Below are 15991 nucleotides of genomic sequence, written 5' to 3' on the forward strand. Positions count from 1 at the left end.
GGTCCAGGACTCACCCCTGCCCCGGATACGGCGTGCCATCCTTGTGCAGGAAACGCCCGTCGGAGCTTGGGCTCATCATGTCGATGTCGGAGCAAGTGATGACATCGTCCTGAAAGCGCGAGCCGACCTCCAGATAAAGCGCGGTCGTGGCGGACCGGTTGATCAGGTGATGGCCATTGCCGCTGTTCTTGGCAAACGTCGCGCAGTCGCCGGCCCTGAGCAGCGTCTCGCCGCCATCCTCGACCAGCGTCAGTTCGCCCTCCAGCAGATAGACGAACTCGTCCTCATGGCTGTGCCAGTGGCGCTGGCTGGACCAGCCGCCGGGCGGCAAGGTCATCAAGTTGACGCCGAAATCGCTGAGGCCGCCGGCATCGCTAAGGCGGCGGCGGGTACGGTCGGCACAGGGGGCGTCGAAGGGCGCGGGGTAGCCGGAGCCTTTGCGGACGGGCACGGCGGACAGGTCGATCTTGGGCATGGGATGCTTCCTCTGGTAGATGGCCGCAATGTAGTCCGCCAAGGGCGGAGGCACAGAGCCACTTTGCGGCAGTTGGTTTGCCAACGGGGCTGGCGAAGCAGTAAGGCATCCACCCTGGCGCTCTACGGCGCCCCCCTCTGTCCTGCCGGACATCTCCCCCACAGGTGGGGAGATTGGCAGCTTCGGCGCCGGCGTTCTTCTTGCAATGTTGAAAATTGGCGAAAGCCGTGGTGACAGCCAATCTCCCTCCTTGTGGGGGAGATGTCCGGCAGGACAGAGGGGGGCGCCGTAGAGCGCCGACTTTGAACCACCCTCAACTGTCCCTAATGCGCCGCCGCCACATCCCTCAAACGCTTCTCATGCATCTTCAGCGCCGGCAGCGTCTTCTTGGCGAACTCCTTCAGCGCCGGGTCGTCGCCCGACCGCGCATAGGTGGAAAACAGCGCCACCGCCTGCTTGTGCGCCTCGGTTTGCAACATGATGTATTTGGCCTGGAAGGCCTCGCCATCCAGCCCCTTGAGCTGGTCCAGCATCGCCTGGTCCTTCGGTAGCAGCGGCGGGCCTTCCGGGGTCACCGACGCGGTGGTCTGGCTCCTCTCCAGCGCTGCCTTGAAGTCCTGGCCGGCCTTGGTGTGGTCCTTGACCATCAGCGCGGCGAATTCCCTGACGTCGGCGGCGACGCCCTTCTCCTCGGCCAGCTTACTGCTCTCGATCTCGAAGCGGTTGGCGCTGACCAGCGTCTTCGAGAAGGTGTCGGTGTCGACCTTGTTGTCCGAAACCGGTGGCACGTCGGCAGGCAAGGACTGTTGGGCGAAAGCCGCGGGCACGCCGGCCAGAAGGGCCAGCGTGGCAATGGTGAGATGGCGTCTCATCGATACTCTCCGTGTTGGATCCTCGAAGATCCAACGCGGCAGATGCGGTGAGGTTGCGCTTCGCCCGGCCCCTCAGTGGCAACACCCCTCCCCATACTGCAGCTGCTCGTTCCAGTTCGGCCGCCCTTCCGGCGTGAAATCCATCAGGTTCCACAGGATCTCGCAGGTGCCGATGGCGCGCGGATCCTGGTTAGGCTCCGACGGTGCGAAGCCGAGCTCCGACGACCAGAAATGGCGGATGCCATCGTCATCGCGATGGAACACCGACAGCAGCGGGATCTGCGCGCCGTCGGCATCCTCGGCATTGTAGTCGCGCTTGAAGCTGTTGGCGGCCGACGACACCAGCCGCATGTTGCGCCAGCCACGGTCGCGGCCGAGCGTGACCAGGTTTTCGAGCGCGGTCTTGCCCACCACCGCGAAATTGAAGCCGGCGGCCTCGAGATGGCCGACCGCGCCGTCGAACTGGTCGAGCAGCGCCGTGCAGGACGGGCATGGCTGGTCCTGTCGCGCAAGCTTCGCCGTGCCACCGCTGGTCGCCATGTCGCGCGTCTCCTGCGGATGGCGCGGAAACATCATGTTATAGAGGATCAGCGAGTCCTTGCCGGGCGCGAACAGCTCCGACAGTTTGACCCTGGCGGGCCTTCCATCGGCATCCAGCGCGTCGAACTCATAGTCCTGGCGGATCAGCCCGCCTGGCGGCAGCGCGCGCCGAGCCTCGGCGACTTCCTCCATGACGCGGCGCAGCTCGATTTCCTTGCGCAGCAGTTTTTCACGCGCGGTGCGGTATCTCGCGGATTCGTTGGGAAAGGTGATCATGGTCGGCTCCTTCAAGTCGCGGCGCCGGCGTACCGGCGCGGTTGCTCTGCGACCCAAGGACGTTTGGCGACGATCGGTTCCGACATTCTTGCACGCGCGCGGCGATGACGGGCCAAACCTTCCCGAGCGTCGGAGAACGCTACTGCGCCGCCGGCACCGGACAGTCCAGGACACCTTCCTCGCAATGGAGATAGCCCTGAAAATCCTTCAGCCTGAGGTTGGTGAGCCCCGCCTGGCAATTGGCGACCACCATCGGACGGACGCTGCCGGCAGTTTCGGGTGGGCCGCCCTGGAAGGAGCATTCGGCGTCGCGGAAGGCGACCCAGGCGCGCTGTGCATCGACCAGAAGTTTCTTCGACCCAGCATTGTCCTTCAGCCGGCCCTCGATCTGCCTGTAGGCCTCGTTGAGCTTCTTGTCGGCCGCATCGAAATCCTTGCCGGCGCATTCGTCCATGGTCGCCTGGTCCTGCGCATTGGCGCAGTCGTCGGCGGCTCGTGCGGCGCCGACAAAGAGCGGAGCGGCAAGCATCAGGGTGGCAAGGCTGGAGAGCAGAAGCCGCATCGTGTTTCCTCCGGTTCTAGCAAAGCCCCACGCGGGCGAAGCTTAGCAACCGGATGAGTGCAGGCAAGGTGCGACCTGCCGCCTTGGTGGACAGTTTCTTTCCGAATTCCTCGGATGTGGAACCCGTCCGGCTTTCCCGCATTCTCACCGCGGGTTAAAGCCTGCTCAGCCTGGGGGACAAAAATGCACGACGGCGAGATCGATCTGCGCTGCCCGCAAGTGGTGGCCGACAATGCCGCCAAGGGCCTCAGGCTGCGCGAAGAATTCGGCCGTGGCGGCACCGAGATCGGCGTCGCCCGCGCCACCGAACTGAAGAATCGCGAAAAGCTCGCCCCCTCCACCATCCGCCGTATGGTCAGCTATTTCGCCCGCCACGAGATCGACAAGCGCGGCAAGAACTACGGCAATGAGCAAAACCCGTCGGCCGGCTATATCGCCTGGCTGCTGTGGGGCGGCGACGAGGGCCGCGCCTGGGCGCTGGAGCTGAAGAAGAAGATCGGCAACGCACCGGATATCTAGAAGATCGCGCAAGAAGGCGGGTTCCGAAACCCGCCCCGGAACCCGCCATGGAGGAGCTGACGCAAGCCGGTGCAGCCTCCCCCTGTGCCCAGCCAATCGACGATCCCGGATCGGCTGAAATGGTGTAGTGACGCAACGTTAGCATTGGCCGGCAGCCGCCTATGTGAAGCGGTTCACAATGCGCTGGAAAACCCGCTGACGCCAATCGACATGGAGCGACCGGCGCCTTGGGTCGCAGCGCCGGCGTCCCTGCGCTGCCCGCAAGTGGTGGCCGACAATGCCTGGGCGATTGATCTCAAGCAGAAGATCTGCAACGCGCCGGACATCTGAGAACTTCGCCGACCACTCCTCACCCTTTAACCCCGCCGGCGGTGAGGCCGGAGACGATCTTGCGCTGGAAGATCAGGACCAGCACCACCAGCGGCACCGTGACGATCACCGATGCCGCCATGATGTTGCCCCATGGGATCTCGAACTGCGAGTTGCCGGAGAGCAGCGCGATCGCCACCGGCACGGTCCGCTGTGCGTTGTTGGAGGTGAATGTCAGCGCAAACAGGAACTCGTTCCACGCGCCGATGAAGGCCAGCAGGCCGGTGGTCGCCAGCGCCGGCCACATCAGCGGCAGGAAGACACGCGTGATGATGATCCACGGCGTCGCGCCGTCGAGGATCGCCGCCTCCTCGACCTCGACCGGCAGATCGCGGACGAAGGTGGTGAGCACCCAGACGGTGAACGGCAAGGTGAAGATCATGTAGGAGAAGATCAGCGCGAACAGCGAATTGTAGAGGCCGAACATGCGGACCAGTTCGAACAGCCCGGCCAGCAGTGCCACCTGCGGGAACATCGACACCGACAGGATCGTGAACAGCAGCGCCGAGCGGCCGCGGAATCGAATACGTGCCAGCGCATAGGCGGCGGTGACGCCGAGCAACAGCGACAGCCCGACGACCGCGCCGGAGACGAAGAGCGAGTTCAACAGGTTTCTTACGAAGCTGCCCTCGGTCAGCACGCTCTTGTAGTTTGCGAGACTGATCGTCGTCGGCCACAGATCGGCCCGAAACAGATCGGTCCCCGATTTCAGGCTGGTGACGATGGCGTAGTAGAACGGGAACACTGCGACGAAGACGATCCCCCCGACCAGCAGGTAAAAGGCCGTGCGCTTCAGGATCCACATATCAGCGGCCTCCGTCCAGGCTTATCCGGCCGATCCGGATGGTGACGATGGTGAGCAGAGCGAGGATCAGGAAGAGCAAGGTCGAGGCGGCGGAGCCATAGGCGAACTTGTCGAACTCGAACAGGTTCTCGCGGGCGAACACCGACATCGACTTGGTGTGCACATTGTTGGGCGTCAGCACATAGATCAGGTCGAAGATGCGCAGTGCATCGAGCGCGCGGAAGATCACGGCCACCATCACCGCCGGGCGGATGAGCGGCAAGGTCACCCGCCAGAAGATCTGCCACGGATTGGCGCCGTCTAGCCTGGCGACCTCTATGATCTCCCTCGGCAGCATCTGCAGCGCGGCCAGGATGAGCAGCGTCATGAACGGTGTCGCCTTCCAGATATCGACGATGAGGACCGCCGCCATCGCCGTGTCGGCGTTGGCCGTCCAGGCGATCTTGCCGCTGATCAGGCCAAGGTTGAGCAGCACGACGTTGATGATGCCGAACTGGTCGTTGAGCATCCATTGCCACATCTTCGCCGAGACGATCGTCGGGATAGCCCAAGGGATCAGGATCGCCGCCCTGACGATGCCGCGGCCTGGGAATTCGGCATTGAGAACCAGGGCAACGATCATGCCGAGGGTGGTCTCGCAGGTCACCGAAATCACAGTGAAACGCACCGTGTTCCAGACGGCACGCCACCAGACCGGGTCGACGAGCAGACCATCGTAGAGGTTGCGGCCGCTCGGCATGTGCAGCACCGAGAAGTAATTGGCAAAGCCGACCCATTGGCGCGCGTCGAGGTCGGCCAGCGAGGCGTCGGTGAAGCTGAAATAGACCGTGCGCAGAAGCGGCCAGCCGGCCGCCGCGGCGAGCACCAGAAGCATTGGCGCCAGGAAAAGCCACGCCGAGCGAACGCGCTGTGCCGTCAATGGCGAGTGCGCAGCCCGGGCTGTTTCGGGTACCGGTTCCATTCTTGTCATCTCGCACCCGCTCGTTGCGGTCCCGCCGGGCGGATGCCCCAGCATCGTCGCGTCACCAACCCCGACCCTTCAGCTTGGTCAGCATCGCTTCGAGGTCGGCCAGATTGTCGGCGGCAGTGCCGTCGCCCGAGAGCGTGTTGTGAACGGCGTTCCAGAACTGGCTCGACGCCTCGTTGTATTTGATCCTGGTCGCGGCCGAGGGGCGCGGCACCGCATTGAGAAAGATCCGCTTCCAGCGCGGAACAATCGGCTGTTCCCTGGCGATGTCGGCATCGTCATAGAGCGCCTGGATAGTCGGCAGGTTGGACGTCTTCAGCGTCCGGTATTTCTGCATCGCGGGCGAGGCGATGAACTTGACCAGCTCGATCGCGGCATCCGGATGCTTCGAATATTTGGAGACGGCGAGGTTCCAGCCGCCCAGGGTCGCGACCGCTCGGGCGCCTTCGCCGGTGCCGGCCGGCAGCGGTGCCACGTCGAACTTGCCCGTGATCGGCGAGCCCTCGCCGTTGCCGAGTGCATAGGCATAGGGCCAGTTGCGCATGAAGACCGCGTTGCCGGTCTGCCAGACGCCGCGCGATTCCTCTTCCTGGTAGGCGAGTACGCCGGGAGGCGCGATGGTCCCGACCCAGCCCTTGATCATATCGAGCATCGCCGCCGCTTTTGGGTTGTTGATGGAGATGGAGCCGTCCGGCTCGATGATCTGGCCGCCGCCATTCGACATCACCCATTCGAGCGCGTCGCAGGTCAGCCCCTCATAGGCATTGCCCTGGAAGACGAAGCCCCAGATATCCCGATTGCCGGCCGCACGCTCCTTGTCCATGACCAGCTTGGCGGTGTCTGCCAGTTCCTTCCAGGTGGCTGGCACCTTGGCGCCATATTTGTCGAGGAGATCCTTGCGGTAGTAGAGCGCCGGCACATCGGTGAAGATCGGCAAGGCGACGAGCTTGCCATTGACGGTCTGCGACTGGATGATCGATGGGAAATGCTCAGCTACGATGTCCTTGGTCGCTGCGGTCAAATCCACGAGCTGGCTGGCAAGCTGCGGCGCCCAGATGACATCAGTCTGGTAGACGTCGATGTCGCTGTTTCCCGCGGCGAGCCAAAGCCGGTACTGGCCGAACTGGTCGGTCCCGGACGTCGGCATGACGACGATGCTGACCTTGTTGCCGCTGTCTTTCTCGTAACGGTCGAGGATCTCGCGCAGCACCTTGATGCCGTCGCCGGTATCGCCCGACACGATCGACAGCTCGACGGCCCGCGCCGGCGTGCCAACCAGCATGGTGGCGACGCCGAGCGCCAGGAATGCATGAAAAAGCTTCATGATGGTGGATGTCCCTCTGCGGCCGGCGACGGAAAATCCTCCCACGCGCCGGCAGCTTGTCAGACCCCACCTTCCATTGAATGCGAAGCAGCGCTTTGGGTTCCCAAATCACGCCATTCCTGCGTGGGGCGACGTGCATTAGGGTGTGTTGAGATTCAGGTCAGGCCGAGTCGAAAGCGGCAGTTTCCGAGAACCGGAGCGGAGCGTACTTGGAGTACGTGAGCTCAGTTCTACCGCGACGCGGTAGAACGGGGAAGCGCAGGGAACCGTCGCTTGCAGGCCGGTATCACCTGAATGTCAGCACACCCTAGCCTTCCCAGGCGACAGGCATCATCCCCAGCCGCTCGTAGAGCCGGACGGCGGCGGGATTCTCGACCGTGTTGGTCTTGAGGTCGACATGATCGGCACCGCGTTCGTGAAAAATGGCGAAGGCGTGCCACATCAGCGCCTCGCCAATACCCTTGCCACGCGCCTCGGGATGAACGGCAAGGTCCTTCACGAAGGCGCGGGTCCAGCACAGCGCCGCCGCCGCCAGCCGGCCCTTGGCGTCGATGACGAGGAAGCACAGTGCCGGGTCGAATTCGGGATCGTCCGCGATACGCGGCCACCACTCGTCGAACGGACCATCGGCGCCGTCGTCGAACACCTCGGTCAACAGCGCATGCAGGGGCAGCGCATCACCGGGCTCGAAGCTACGCATGACAAAACCGTCCGGCCAATGCGGCGGAACCAGCGTCTCGTCGAGGATCTTGCGCAGCCGGATGTCGTTCAGAGCCGGCGGGCGCGGTTCAGGCATCGCGCTCAGGCGTCGGGCTGCAGGCGGCGGCGCTTGCGGTCGACACCGAGGCCGGTTGCCTCGAGCAGGCCCTTGCGCTTGGCGTCGAAATAGTAGCCGGTCTGGTAGAGCCAGTCGGCCTTCTTGGCATTGCCGCCCGCCACCAGCCAGGCGCCGCGCAGATATTTGACCGCATATTTCAGATTGGTCTCGGCGTCGAACAGGCCCTTGGCCGGTCCGTCATAGCCCATGCCGCGCGCCGTCGCGTGCTTGATCTGCATCAGCCCCCAATGGCCATTGTTGTAGGCTTTCGGGTTGAAGGTGCTCTCGCGGTTGACGACATGGCGCACCAGGTCCACCGGCACTTGGTAGAGTGCGGCATATTTCTCGATCAGCCGCTCGACATCGCCACGCACGCCCGTCGCGTGTTCTTCCGTCGGCCCGACCGGACCCTGCACCAGGGCGGCCGGATTCTGCGGCACGACATAGGCGACCTGCTGGACGCCGGGCATCCGGTCGCCCTTGGCGGTCGCCGGCATGACGAGCCCCGCGGTCGTATAGCTCTCGGCCGCCTTGACCGGCTCGCTCGCATTTGCCGGCGGCGGCGCCTGCCAGGCATTGGCGGTCATCACGGCGGGCACGGCTGGTGCCGCCGGCGTCGAACCGGCGAAGGCGGCGGTCACTGCCGCCGGTTGCGCGGTGGGATCGAGCGGCAGTTCGGCTGTCTGAACGGGGGCAATACCGGATGATTCCGGTAGCACCGAAACGGTCTCCGGCAGCGGCACGGTGAAGCCGGCATCAGTGCCGGCGACGGTCGCGGTTTCGGTAAGAGCAGGCGCGGATTTCATCTGCGAGGTCGACGTGCAGCCGCTGATGCCGGCGGCGGCCAGCATCACGCCGATCGCGATAAGGTTGAGTTTTGCTGGCAAGCCGCGCTCGGGTCCGATTTGTCGGGTTGTTAAGAAATCCCTTACACCAGCGATTCATGAGCGGCAATCGGGGCTACCAGGTGGTTTTCGGGTGGCGAGACGCGGGCGGTGATGCCATATTGTTCTGGATATGTACTGGGACAAATCCCGGTTTTCGCCACTTTGCGGAAAGGAACGCATGATGGACACGACAGCTTCGATCACGGCCGGCCACGCAGTGTTAGAAACAGTGATCGGTTTCATGGGCATTGCGTGGAGCGAAAAGGGCCTGATCCGGCTCTGCCTGCCCGAACGCAGCCGCGAAGCGGTGGAGCGGCGCCTGCTGCGCCATGGCGGCGTTTCCGCCTCCACGGCGCAGCCGCCATGGGTGGTCGAGCTGATCGCAGCGATCAAAGCCTATGCGGCGGGCGAGGACGTCGATTTCTCCGGCGTGCCGGTCGATCTCGACGGCGTCGACGATTTCCGCCTCGCCATTTACGACGCGGCGCGAAAACTGTCCTTCGGCGAAACCACCACCTATGGCGAGCTGGCAAAAACCGCCGGCCATGCCGGGCTCGCCCGTGAGACCGGGGCGGCGCTTGGCGCCAATCCGGTGCCGCTGGTCATCCCTTGCCATCGCATCCTTGCCGCCGGCGGCAAGATCGGCGGCTTCTCGGCGCCGGGCGGCTCGGTCACCAAGGAGAAGATGCTGGCCATGGAAGGCGTGCGCGTCGGCCCGCCGCCACCGGCGCAGGTTTCCTTCGGGTTTTGAGTGGTTGCCGGTGCCGGACTAGAAGCCTGGATCAGTACATCGGGCGCTTGTTGGCCGGGTTGGCAGGCACTGGCTGCATCACGTCCCAATGCTCGGCGATCTTACCGTTTTTAACGCGGAAAATATCCATGATGACGGTTTCGGGCGTGTCAGCTGTTTTAGGCTGAACGACCTGGGTCATGACGAGGTCGCCTTCGGCGACCACCCGCTTGAAATCGACCGTCTGTTTCGGCCAATGAGCAACTCCCACGCTTTTGAGAAGCTTTTTGACCGAGTCTCGGCCATCCGTCATCGTCGGGTTATGCTGAATGTAAGCCTCGGCCCAATAACGGTCCAGCGCGGTGAGATCATGATCGCCGAACAGGGCTTGATAGGCCTTCAGGACGAGCGCCTTGTTTTTCTGGGTTAGTTCCTGTTGCTGCACTGCCTTGACGGGCTTGGTGTTCCCGCATTTGCGACGGCGGCAAGGGCCACGACTGCGAAAGCAGCGGCCGCAAAGGATTTAAGTTGCAGCATCGATGTCTCCTTGGGTTGTGTGGTTGTCAGGTCAGTGCGCGCGCGACGAGCACCGTATCGACATACTGCCGCATACGGATGATCTTGCCGTCCCGCAGTTCGTAGAGGTGAGCGAAGGGAGCCGTCATGGATTTTCCTGTCGCCTTGTACGTACCGGAATACACGCCGAAGGCCGCCACCCGCTCGCCATCGGCAATGAAGCTGTGCACGTCGGCGTGATACCCGGTCCATTCCGAGCCAAGCCGCTTGAAGACACCCTGCATCAGGGCGTCGACCGACATAGGTGCCGGCATAGGGGAATCCTTCCGCCTCGGTCCATTCGATATCGGGGGAAAGAACGGCCAGCAGATTGCGGCCGTTCTCCTCGGAAGTTCCCTCGTAGGTTCTGCGGATCAAATCGAGGTTCGTCGCCATCTCAGCCCCACTTCATCTCGCCCTTGGCGACCTTGGATCCGATATCGAGGGCTACACCCATACCGAGGCCGGGGAAGCGGGCCTCCATGGCTGCCTTCAACGCGGCGCTGTCGGCCGCCTTGTCCAGCTCTTCCTCGAAGGTGAGCAGATAGGACCTGGTGAACTCCACGGCCGAAGGACCGATCGCGGCATCGAGGGCCATGTGGCCAGGCACCACGACGGCGGGCTTGCGGGCAGCGATCGCATCCAGCGTCTTGACCCAAGCGGCGCGGCTTTCCTTGGTTTGCGTGTCGGCGGTCCAGACATGAACGCCCGAGAAGATCATCACCCCGCCGAAAACGGCATTGAGCGACGGCACGAACAGATATCGGCGGTTGGCTAGTCCTTGTTCCGCATTGACGATCTCGACAGTCTCGCCATCGACGGTCAGCTTTGCGCCGTCGAAGGCCTCCGGGAAGACGATGTCGGACAGCGCCTGCGGACCATTTTCCTTCAATTGCGGGCCCCAGACGGCGAGCTTCTTTTCCACATTGCCCTTGATGGCGTCCAGCGTGGTGGAGGCAGCGATCACTTTTGCTTCCGGGAAGGCCTCCCGCACCGGCTTCAGGCTGAAGTAGTAATCGGGATCGGACTGAGTGACGTAGATGGTGGTCAGCTTCTTGCCGGTTGCCTTGATGGCATCGGCGAGCGCCCTGCCGTCCGGATAGGTGAAGCCGCCGTCGATCAACAGGGCTTCGCTCGGTCCCGACAGCAGCACCGGAGCACGGAAGAAGCCGTTTGGACCTGCCGGGAAATGTTTCCAGCCAAGCTTGGCGCTGGCGGCCTGGCTGCTGTCGATGGGGGCGAAAACGGCGGTTGCGCCAAGGGCCAATGAGGTCTTCATGATCTGTCTCCTCGTGAACATGGAATATCTCCGGTGCGTGAATGAGGTCAGGCCGCGATGGCAGTCCGCGGGTCCGTCTCTGGTTGAGCGAACAGCGCGGAAGGTACCTCCACTGGATTAATTGATAAATTGTCTATAATAATACACACTGTATGGCATAAGCTTACAATCTGAGGCGTCACGTGGAACCAATCAACCTCAACCGCCTCGCCTATTTTGCCGCCGTGATCGACGCAGGCTCGTTTACCCGGGCAGCCGAGCGACTTGGCATCACGAAAGCCGTCGTCAGCCAACAGGTCGCCCGCCTTGAAACCGAGCTTAAGACCGCGCTTCTCGTGCGTACGACGCGGCGGCTCGAGCCGACCGAAGCAGGCCGCCTTTTGCACGCACGCTGCGTTCTGATCCTGCGGGATGTTGAAGAGGCAGTCGCTGAGGTCGGCGAGATCAATACCGAAGTGGCTGGTGTGCTGCGCGTTTCCGCATCCAATGACTATGGCGCGATCGTGCTGGCCCCGATCGCCGCCCGCTTTCGCCAGAAATTTCCTGCCTGCGGCGTCGAACTGTTCATTTCCGATGCCATAATTGATTTGATCGGCAACAAGATAGACCTGTCCATCCGGGTTGGCTGGCTTGAAGACTCCAGCCAGCAGGCCCGCCGCATAGGCACTTTCCGGCAAATTCTGGTCGCGTCGCGGGATTTCGCCGCCGGGGTCAGGGTGGACAAGCCAGAAGATCTTTCTCCTTTGCCGCTCGTTGCCAATGCCGTGCTGCGCAAGCCGTTTACCTGGAGCTTCACGCGAGATGATTTTGAGCCTCGCACCGTCACCATGCGCGAGGCGTTCTCCATCAACTCAACCCCGGCGGTACTGGAAGCCACGCTGGCCGGCGGCGGGGTGGCGGTTTTGCCGGACTATCTCGTCGTCGATTATCTGTCGCAGGGTCGCCTCGTCCATATGCTGCCGGACTGGGAGCTGCCCTCGGGCGGCATTCACGTGGTTTATCCGGCGGCGCGCTTTCGCCCACAAAAAGTGACGCAGTTCGTGTCCATGCTCATGGAACACATTCGAGATTGAGAGCAATCGCTGCCGGTTGAGAAGCCCTTAATCGTTATGGAAGAACCGCCGGCGGAAATGCCGGTCATTGTCCGGCCGCTTGCAATTGTAGACCGGGCAGGACTTGGTGTCGGCGCTCGGCACGTAGGCGCGCGTCCTCACCTCGCCCATGGTGCAGAATTGCTGGCTCTGCACATAGCGGTCATAGAGCGGCAATCCCGGCACACGTGTCGACTGGTAGCGCAGTATGACGGCGCCCTGCCGGGCGATCGTCGCCTGAACCTTGCCGCAACTCATGCGGGTCGGATCGTAGCGCGAGACCGCCTGCGCCTCGGCGGCCACCAGCGTCAGGCAGGCGGCAAGCAGAATGGTTTTCATGGTCCTCTCCCCTGATCCGCCGCTCGAGGACAGCGTGATCTGTCGCAACGTTTTCAGCAGATTGGGGCAGCCGTTGGGCAGCGCCGCGATCACGGCTTTCTCACGCAGTCTTGTTTTTTATGCGAAACCAGCCTATATGCCTTCCATTGATATTTCGGCCGATCGATCCGGGCCTCGCGATCTTCGCGTTTGCTGACGTCTATCTCCAAAATCTCGATGCACACCGGCTGGACCTCGGTCTGGTCAAACTAAAGCAAATGTTGAAGGACTATCTAAAATGGCAACTGGAACGGTCAAGTGGTTCAACGCCACCAAGGGCTTCGGCTTCATTCAGCCTGACGCGGGCGGCGCGGACGTTTTCGTCCACATCTCCGCTGTCGAGCGTGCTGGACTGTCGACCCTGGTCGAAGGCCAGAAGATCAACTTCGAGATCGAGCAGGACCGCCGCACTGGCAAGTCGTCCGCTGGATCTCTGAGCAAGGCAGCCTGATTTTGCGAAGTGCGCGCGCCGGGCGAGAGCTCGGGGCGCGCGGCAAGTCACGGATGTACTGACAGTCGCGCGAGAAGCGCGCTGGAGCGGAAAGACCCGACAAGCTGGATCAGCAGATAGCTGCCAGCCCGGACCGGACGCTCCCGATCAGGCTACCAAGCATGGGAAGGCGGGATTTATCCCGCCTTTTTGCTGTCTGGGGTTCGGCCATTTCGCTTCGCAACGGCGATTATGATATTTTCCATTCATGAGCGAACTCGAACAGATTCAAAAATCCGTCGCAGCCCTAAGCGCTGAAGAACTGAAGGCGTTTGCCAAATGGTTCGCGGCGTTTCAGGGAGATATCTGGGATGCGCAGATCGAGGCCGACGCCAGGGCCGGCAGACTGGATAAGCTTGCAGAGCAGGCGTTAGCTGAAGTTCGCGCGGGCCGCGCCCGCCCCCTCTGATTCACATCTCAGCCAATACAAATTCGCGCCACCGGCCGAAGGCCGCAAGCCCGACCGGGCGTCGCGCCCGTTGGCGCGTCCCGTCCGGAGCGGCCGCGAAGCGGCGACGGCGTGAGGACAAAACTATCCCACCCACTCGATCGGCACATGCCCCGGATCGGCCTCCACCCTTTTCAGCCACGCCGCCACCGCCGGATAGGCGTCGAGCTGAAAGCCGCCCTGCTCTGCCGTATGCGTATAGGCATAGAGCGCGATGTCGGCGACGCTGAGCGCGCCACCGGCGAAGAAGGCGTTGTTTTCCAGACGCTTGTTCATCACGCCGAGCGCCTTGTTGCCGCGCTCCAGCGTCACCGCCAGCCGCTCCGGCGTTGCATCCCCGGCTCTTTCGGGAAAGGTCAGCAGCGCCTTGCGCACGGCGATGTAGGGTTCGTGGCTGTACTGTTCGAAGAACAGCCATTGGTAGGCGAGCCCGCGCTCATATCTGTCGACCGGCAGGAAGCGCGTGCCTTCGGCGAGATAGAGCAGGATGGCATTGGATTCGGCCAGCCGCCGGCCGTCGTCGAGTTCGAGCAGCGGCACCATGGCGTTCGGGTTCTTGGCGACAAAATCGGCTTTGCGCGTGTCGCCGGTGTGCGAGCTCACCTCGATAGTGGTGAACGCAAGGCCAAGCTTGGCCATCAGCAGGCGCGGCTTGTAGCAATTGCCGCTGTCGATCATGCTGTACAGTATCATGGCTATTCCCCCGAGCGCTGTCTCCACTGGCGCAACTATCGCAGCGGCGGCGTCCTCAACCAATGATTTGTTTTGGTACGACCATCAGCGCCGCTGATGCAAAACGTCCAAGGGCGCTCACGGCACCAATCGTCGGCATGCCCTAGCCAAAAAGGGGCACGACCTTGTTGTCCCTGCCTAGCAGCGTATCGATGACCAGCGGTTTTTCCTCGAATACCGTGCCGGCAAGTGCGGGACGGGCGAGAAGAAAGCCCTGCAGCAGGTCAACGCCGCCTTCTAGCGCGACGCGCAGATGGGTGGGCTGCTCGATGCCCTCGACCAGCACCTTGGCGCCACGGTCATGCAGGCTGGAAACCAGCGGGCGGAAGAACCGCTCGGCGGCAGCGTGGCGGCAGAACTCGGCGAACCAGGTGCCGTCGATCTTGACGATATCGGGCCTGAGCAGGCTCACCCGCTCCTCGGTCGAGTGCCCGGTGCCGAAATCGTCGATGGCGATGCGGATGCCGTCGCGCCGCATTTCGCGCGCCAACCGGGCAAGAAGCGCGTCATCGGCGGCCTGTTCGGTGATTTCGCAGACCAGCATGGCCGGCGCGAGGCCGAAATCGGCGAGATGCCTGGTCATCAGCCGGATCTCGGCCAACGCTCGCCCGGGATGGTCGTTGATCAGCGGATTGTAGTTGAAGAACAGATCGAGCCCGTCGACGCCGATGTTGCGAAAATTCCTGAGATGCAGCGCCCGGCACATGGTCTCGACAAACAGCCGGTCCGAGGCGGCAATGCTTTCGAAGAAAACCCGCGGTGCGCCGGGCCGGCCGGCACGGTGCGGCTCGATCAGAGCTTCGACCGCGACAGCATGAAGGAACCGGCCACGCGGCGCGAAAATCGGCTGATAGGCGCTGCGCAGCCGGAACTCGCCATAGATGCCGTATTCGATGCCGACTTCGTCGACCTGGATCGCATCGCCGACATTGCGCCGCCGTTCAGGCCTCATGACGCCACCCTGCGGCCGAACGCCTTCACCGGCCGCGCCGAATGCGGTGCCGGGGCGGGAGCAGGCGTGTCGCCGACGGCAGCAACGACAGGTGCCGGCCTGGTCTTGCCGAAGACGCGAAAACTGGTCGGCGCCAGTTCGGGCCGCGCCAGCACGAAACCCTGCACCATCGACGCTCCCGATTTCTCGGCAAGCTCCAATTGCCAGCCTTCCTCGATGCCCTCGAATACCGTGCGGATGCCTTGCTCCTCGAAGCTTTTCACCATGGTGGTCAGCAGCGCGAAGCCGGCACCGGATTCCATCAGCTGCGTGATCCAGAAGGCATCGAACTTGACGATATCGGGCTTCAGCTCCTTGATGCGGTTGATGTCGGAATCGTCGGCGCCATAATCGTCGACGGCGATGCGAAAGCCGTTGGCTCTCAGCGCCGCGACAAAGTTGTGCAGGGTTTCCTGCGATGCCGACCGCTGCTCGGTCACCTCGCAGACGACACGGCGCGGATCGATGCCGGCCTCATGCAGCACCAGCCGCATTTCGCGCAAGGCGGCGTCGGCAACGGTGCGTTCGGTGAACACCGACGGATCGAAATTGACGAAGATCGACGCCTCCTGCGGCAGGCAGGCGCCGGCGTTCAGAAGATGCAGCGTCCTGGTCAGCGCCTCGATGTGCAGACGGTCGGCGGCCGGGCAGGTCGAGAAGAAATTCATCGGCGATTGCGGCTCGCCGTCACGGAACGGCCGGATCAGCCCTTCGAACGCGGCCACCGACAGCTTGCCTTCGTTGAAGGCGAAGATCGGCTGGAAGGCGCTTTGCAGCGTGTAGATGCCCCAGACACCGGTGGAGGTGCCGTCGTCCTGACGGATGATGTGGGCAAGCCCGACGCTGCGCGACACGGTTCCTCGCTCCGCAATTGGATTGCGATC

Annotated in this window: 22 protein-coding genes; 6 read left to right on the forward strand and 16 right to left on the reverse strand. The window is 63.0% G+C overall.

The features are described from left to right. Positions 1-10: 10 nt before the first annotated feature. The 4 genes from EJ076_RS28315 to EJ076_RS28335 all read right to left on the reverse strand — a co-directional run bounded on the left by EJ076_RS28315 (position 11) and on the right by EJ076_RS28335 (position 2725). Complete coding sequence (locus tag EJ076_RS28315; protein WP_126070096.1) at positions 11-475, reverse strand: cupin domain-containing protein; 465 nt, start codon at positions 473-475, stop codon at positions 11-13. 323 nt (positions 476-798) lie between these two features. Next, on the reverse strand, positions 799-1347 hold the full coding sequence (locus tag EJ076_RS28325; RefSeq protein WP_126070097.1) for a DUF4142 domain-containing protein: 549 nt from the start codon (positions 1345-1347) through the stop codon (positions 799-801). 72 nt (positions 1348-1419) lie between these two features. Next, positions 1420-2163: a DUF899 family protein gene (locus tag EJ076_RS28330; protein ID WP_164548755.1), complete on the reverse strand. Its 744-nt coding sequence runs from the start codon at positions 2161-2163 to the stop codon at positions 1420-1422. Positions 2164-2302: 139 nt separating this feature from the next. Continuing rightward, on the reverse strand, positions 2303-2725 hold the full coding sequence (locus EJ076_RS28335) for a lysozyme inhibitor LprI family protein (protein WP_126070099.1): 423 nt from the start codon (positions 2723-2725) through the stop codon (positions 2303-2305). A gap of 183 nt (positions 2726-2908) precedes the next feature. On the opposite strand from EJ076_RS28335, the gene EJ076_RS28340 reads away from it, so the two are divergent. Together EJ076_RS28340 and EJ076_RS28345 are read left to right on the forward strand one after the other, a co-directional pair. Next, a complete protein-coding gene (locus tag EJ076_RS28340; protein WP_109659956.1) occupies positions 2909-3244 on the forward strand; it encodes a hypothetical protein in 336 nt (111 codons plus the stop codon). 144 nt (positions 3245-3388) lie between these two features. Further along, positions 3389-3574 carry a hypothetical protein gene (locus tag EJ076_RS28345; protein WP_126070100.1) on the forward strand — a complete coding sequence of 62 codons (186 nt, stop codon included), beginning with the start codon at positions 3389-3391 and terminating at the stop codon, positions 3572-3574. 19 nt (positions 3575-3593) lie between these two features. Here the strand turns inward: EJ076_RS28345 and EJ076_RS28350 are convergent, their stop codons facing one another. The 5 genes from EJ076_RS28350 to EJ076_RS28370 all read right to left on the reverse strand — a co-directional run bounded on the left by EJ076_RS28350 (position 3594) and on the right by EJ076_RS28370 (position 8413). After that, positions 3594-4418: a carbohydrate ABC transporter permease gene (locus EJ076_RS28350; RefSeq protein WP_109659952.1), complete on the reverse strand. Its 825-nt coding sequence runs from the start codon at positions 4416-4418 to the stop codon at positions 3594-3596. A gap of 1 nt (position 4419) precedes the next feature. Beyond that, the gene (locus tag EJ076_RS28355) at positions 4420-5388 is read right to left on the reverse strand and encodes a sugar ABC transporter permease (RefSeq protein WP_126070101.1); all 969 of its coding nucleotides are present in this window, start codon (positions 5386-5388) and stop codon (positions 4420-4422) included. Between the two features lie 52 nt (positions 5389-5440). Beyond that, entirely contained in the window at positions 5441-6709 is a 1269-nt protein-coding gene (locus EJ076_RS28360; RefSeq protein WP_126070102.1) for an ABC transporter substrate-binding protein, read from the reverse strand. A gap of 307 nt (positions 6710-7016) precedes the next feature. Further along, complete coding sequence (locus EJ076_RS28365; RefSeq protein ID WP_109659946.1) at positions 7017-7505, reverse strand: GNAT family N-acetyltransferase; 489 nt, start codon at positions 7503-7505, stop codon at positions 7017-7019. Positions 7506-7510: 5 nt separating this feature from the next. Further along, complete coding sequence (locus EJ076_RS28370) at positions 7511-8413, reverse strand: lytic transglycosylase domain-containing protein (RefSeq protein WP_126070103.1); 903 nt, start codon at positions 8411-8413, stop codon at positions 7511-7513. Between the two features lie 181 nt (positions 8414-8594). Here EJ076_RS28370 and EJ076_RS28375 point away from each other — a divergent pair, with 181 nt between their 5' ends. Then, positions 8595-9164, forward strand: coding sequence for a methylated-DNA--[protein]-cysteine S-methyltransferase (locus EJ076_RS28375; RefSeq protein ID WP_109659942.1), 570 nt, complete (start codon positions 8595-8597; stop codon positions 9162-9164). Between the two features lie 31 nt (positions 9165-9195). Here EJ076_RS28375 and EJ076_RS28380 read toward each other — a convergent pair whose 3' ends face one another. From EJ076_RS28380 to EJ076_RS28390, 3 genes are all read right to left on the reverse strand, one after another. Continuing rightward, the gene (locus tag EJ076_RS28380) at positions 9196-9588 is read right to left on the reverse strand and encodes a nuclear transport factor 2 family protein (RefSeq protein ID WP_245462902.1); all 393 of its coding nucleotides are present in this window, start codon (positions 9586-9588) and stop codon (positions 9196-9198) included. Between the two features lie 118 nt (positions 9589-9706). Next, positions 9707-9973 carry a nuclear transport factor 2 family protein gene (locus EJ076_RS28385; RefSeq protein WP_245462903.1) on the reverse strand — a complete coding sequence of 89 codons (267 nt, stop codon included), beginning with the start codon at positions 9971-9973 and terminating at the stop codon, positions 9707-9709. A gap of 122 nt (positions 9974-10095) precedes the next feature. Continuing rightward, positions 10096-10998 (reverse strand): MBL fold metallo-hydrolase, encoded by a 903-nt coding sequence (locus EJ076_RS28390; RefSeq protein WP_164548756.1) that lies wholly within the window; start codon positions 10996-10998, stop codon positions 10096-10098. Between the two features lie 161 nt (positions 10999-11159). Here EJ076_RS28390 and EJ076_RS28395 point away from each other — a divergent pair, with 161 nt between their 5' ends. Continuing rightward, positions 11160-12050 (forward strand): LysR family transcriptional regulator, encoded by an 891-nt coding sequence (locus tag EJ076_RS28395; protein WP_126070105.1) that lies wholly within the window; start codon positions 11160-11162, stop codon positions 12048-12050. A gap of 27 nt (positions 12051-12077) precedes the next feature. Here the strand turns inward: EJ076_RS28395 and EJ076_RS28400 are convergent, their stop codons facing one another. Continuing rightward, complete coding sequence (locus EJ076_RS28400) at positions 12078-12407, reverse strand: hypothetical protein (protein ID WP_126070106.1); 330 nt, start codon at positions 12405-12407, stop codon at positions 12078-12080. A 277-nt stretch (positions 12408-12684) separates the two neighbouring features. On the opposite strand from EJ076_RS28400, the gene EJ076_RS28405 reads away from it, so the two are divergent. Both EJ076_RS28405 and EJ076_RS28410 read left to right on the forward strand, forming a co-directional pair. Beyond that, positions 12685-12897: a cold-shock protein gene (locus tag EJ076_RS28405; RefSeq protein WP_010910991.1), complete on the forward strand. Its 213-nt coding sequence runs from the start codon at positions 12685-12687 to the stop codon at positions 12895-12897. A 247-nt stretch (positions 12898-13144) separates the two neighbouring features. Further along, on the forward strand, positions 13145-13345 hold the full coding sequence (locus EJ076_RS28410) for a hypothetical protein (protein ID WP_126070107.1): 201 nt from the start codon (positions 13145-13147) through the stop codon (positions 13343-13345). A gap of 123 nt (positions 13346-13468) precedes the next feature. Here the strand turns inward: EJ076_RS28410 and EJ076_RS28415 are convergent, their stop codons facing one another. The 3 genes from EJ076_RS28415 to EJ076_RS28425 form a co-directional block, all read right to left on the reverse strand. After that, entirely contained in the window at positions 13469-14077 is a 609-nt protein-coding gene (locus EJ076_RS28415) for a glutathione S-transferase family protein (RefSeq protein ID WP_126070108.1), read from the reverse strand. Positions 14078-14219: 142 nt separating this feature from the next. Continuing rightward, positions 14220-15068 (reverse strand): EAL domain-containing protein, encoded by an 849-nt coding sequence (locus EJ076_RS28420; RefSeq protein WP_126070109.1) that lies wholly within the window; start codon positions 15066-15068, stop codon positions 14220-14222. Further along, positions 15065-15961: an EAL domain-containing protein gene (locus EJ076_RS28425; protein WP_126070110.1), complete on the reverse strand. Its 897-nt coding sequence runs from the start codon at positions 15959-15961 to the stop codon at positions 15065-15067. The genes EJ076_RS28420 and EJ076_RS28425 overlap by 4 nt, the downstream gene beginning before the upstream one ends. Positions 15962-15991 lie beyond the last annotated feature (30 nt).

This window comes from Mesorhizobium sp. M7D.F.Ca.US.005.01.1.1 (assembly GCF_003952545.1).
Lineage (GTDB): Bacteria > Pseudomonadota > Alphaproteobacteria > Rhizobiales > Rhizobiaceae > Mesorhizobium > Mesorhizobium loti.

What these genes read in the sequence shown, in the direction of transcription:
- EJ076_RS28315 (WP_126070096.1), bottom strand. Translation starts at nt 475, where the DNA reads ATGCCCAAGATCGACCTGTCCGCCGTGCCCGTCCGCAAAGGCTCCGGC.
- EJ076_RS28355 (WP_126070101.1), bottom strand. Translation starts at nt 5,388, where the DNA reads ATGACAAGAATGGAACCGGTACCCGAAACAGCCCGGGCTGCGCACTCG.
- EJ076_RS28390 (WP_164548756.1), bottom strand. Translation starts at nt 10,998, where the DNA reads ATGTTCACGAGGAGACAGATCATGAAGACCTCATTGGCCCTTGGCGCA.
- EJ076_RS28410 (WP_126070107.1), top strand. Translation starts at nt 13,145, where the DNA reads ATGAGCGAACTCGAACAGATTCAAAAATCCGTCGCAGCCCTAAGCGCT.
- EJ076_RS28385 (WP_245462903.1), bottom strand. Translation starts at nt 9,973, where the DNA reads ATGCCGGCACCTATGTCGGTCGACGCCCTGATGCAGGGTGTCTTCAAG.
- EJ076_RS28350 (WP_109659952.1), bottom strand. Translation starts at nt 4,418, where the DNA reads ATGTGGATCCTGAAGCGCACGGCCTTTTACCTGCTGGTCGGGGGGATC.
- EJ076_RS28375 (WP_109659942.1), top strand. Translation starts at nt 8,595, where the DNA reads ATGGACACGACAGCTTCGATCACGGCCGGCCACGCAGTGTTAGAAACA.
- EJ076_RS28365 (WP_109659946.1), bottom strand. Translation starts at nt 7,505, where the DNA reads ATGCCTGAACCGCGCCCGCCGGCTCTGAACGACATCCGGCTGCGCAAG.
- EJ076_RS28330 (WP_164548755.1), bottom strand. Translation starts at nt 2,163, where the DNA reads ATGATCACCTTTCCCAACGAATCCGCGAGATACCGCACCGCGCGTGAA.
- EJ076_RS28325 (WP_126070097.1), bottom strand. Translation starts at nt 1,347, where the DNA reads ATGAGACGCCATCTCACCATTGCCACGCTGGCCCTTCTGGCCGGCGTG.
- EJ076_RS28340 (WP_109659956.1), top strand. Translation starts at nt 2,909, where the DNA reads ATGCACGACGGCGAGATCGATCTGCGCTGCCCGCAAGTGGTGGCCGAC.
- EJ076_RS28420 (WP_126070109.1), bottom strand. Translation starts at nt 15,068, where the DNA reads ATGAGGCCTGAACGGCGGCGCAATGTCGGCGATGCGATCCAGGTCGAC.
- EJ076_RS28360 (WP_126070102.1), bottom strand. Translation starts at nt 6,709, where the DNA reads ATGAAGCTTTTTCATGCATTCCTGGCGCTCGGCGTCGCCACCATGCTG.
- EJ076_RS28405 (WP_010910991.1), top strand. Translation starts at nt 12,685, where the DNA reads ATGGCAACTGGAACGGTCAAGTGGTTCAACGCCACCAAGGGCTTCGGC.
- EJ076_RS28335 (WP_126070099.1), bottom strand. Translation starts at nt 2,725, where the DNA reads ATGCGGCTTCTGCTCTCCAGCCTTGCCACCCTGATGCTTGCCGCTCCG.
- EJ076_RS28400 (WP_126070106.1), bottom strand. Translation starts at nt 12,407, where the DNA reads ATGAAAACCATTCTGCTTGCCGCCTGCCTGACGCTGGTGGCCGCCGAG.
- EJ076_RS28415 (WP_126070108.1), bottom strand. Translation starts at nt 14,077, where the DNA reads ATGATACTGTACAGCATGATCGACAGCGGCAATTGCTACAAGCCGCGC.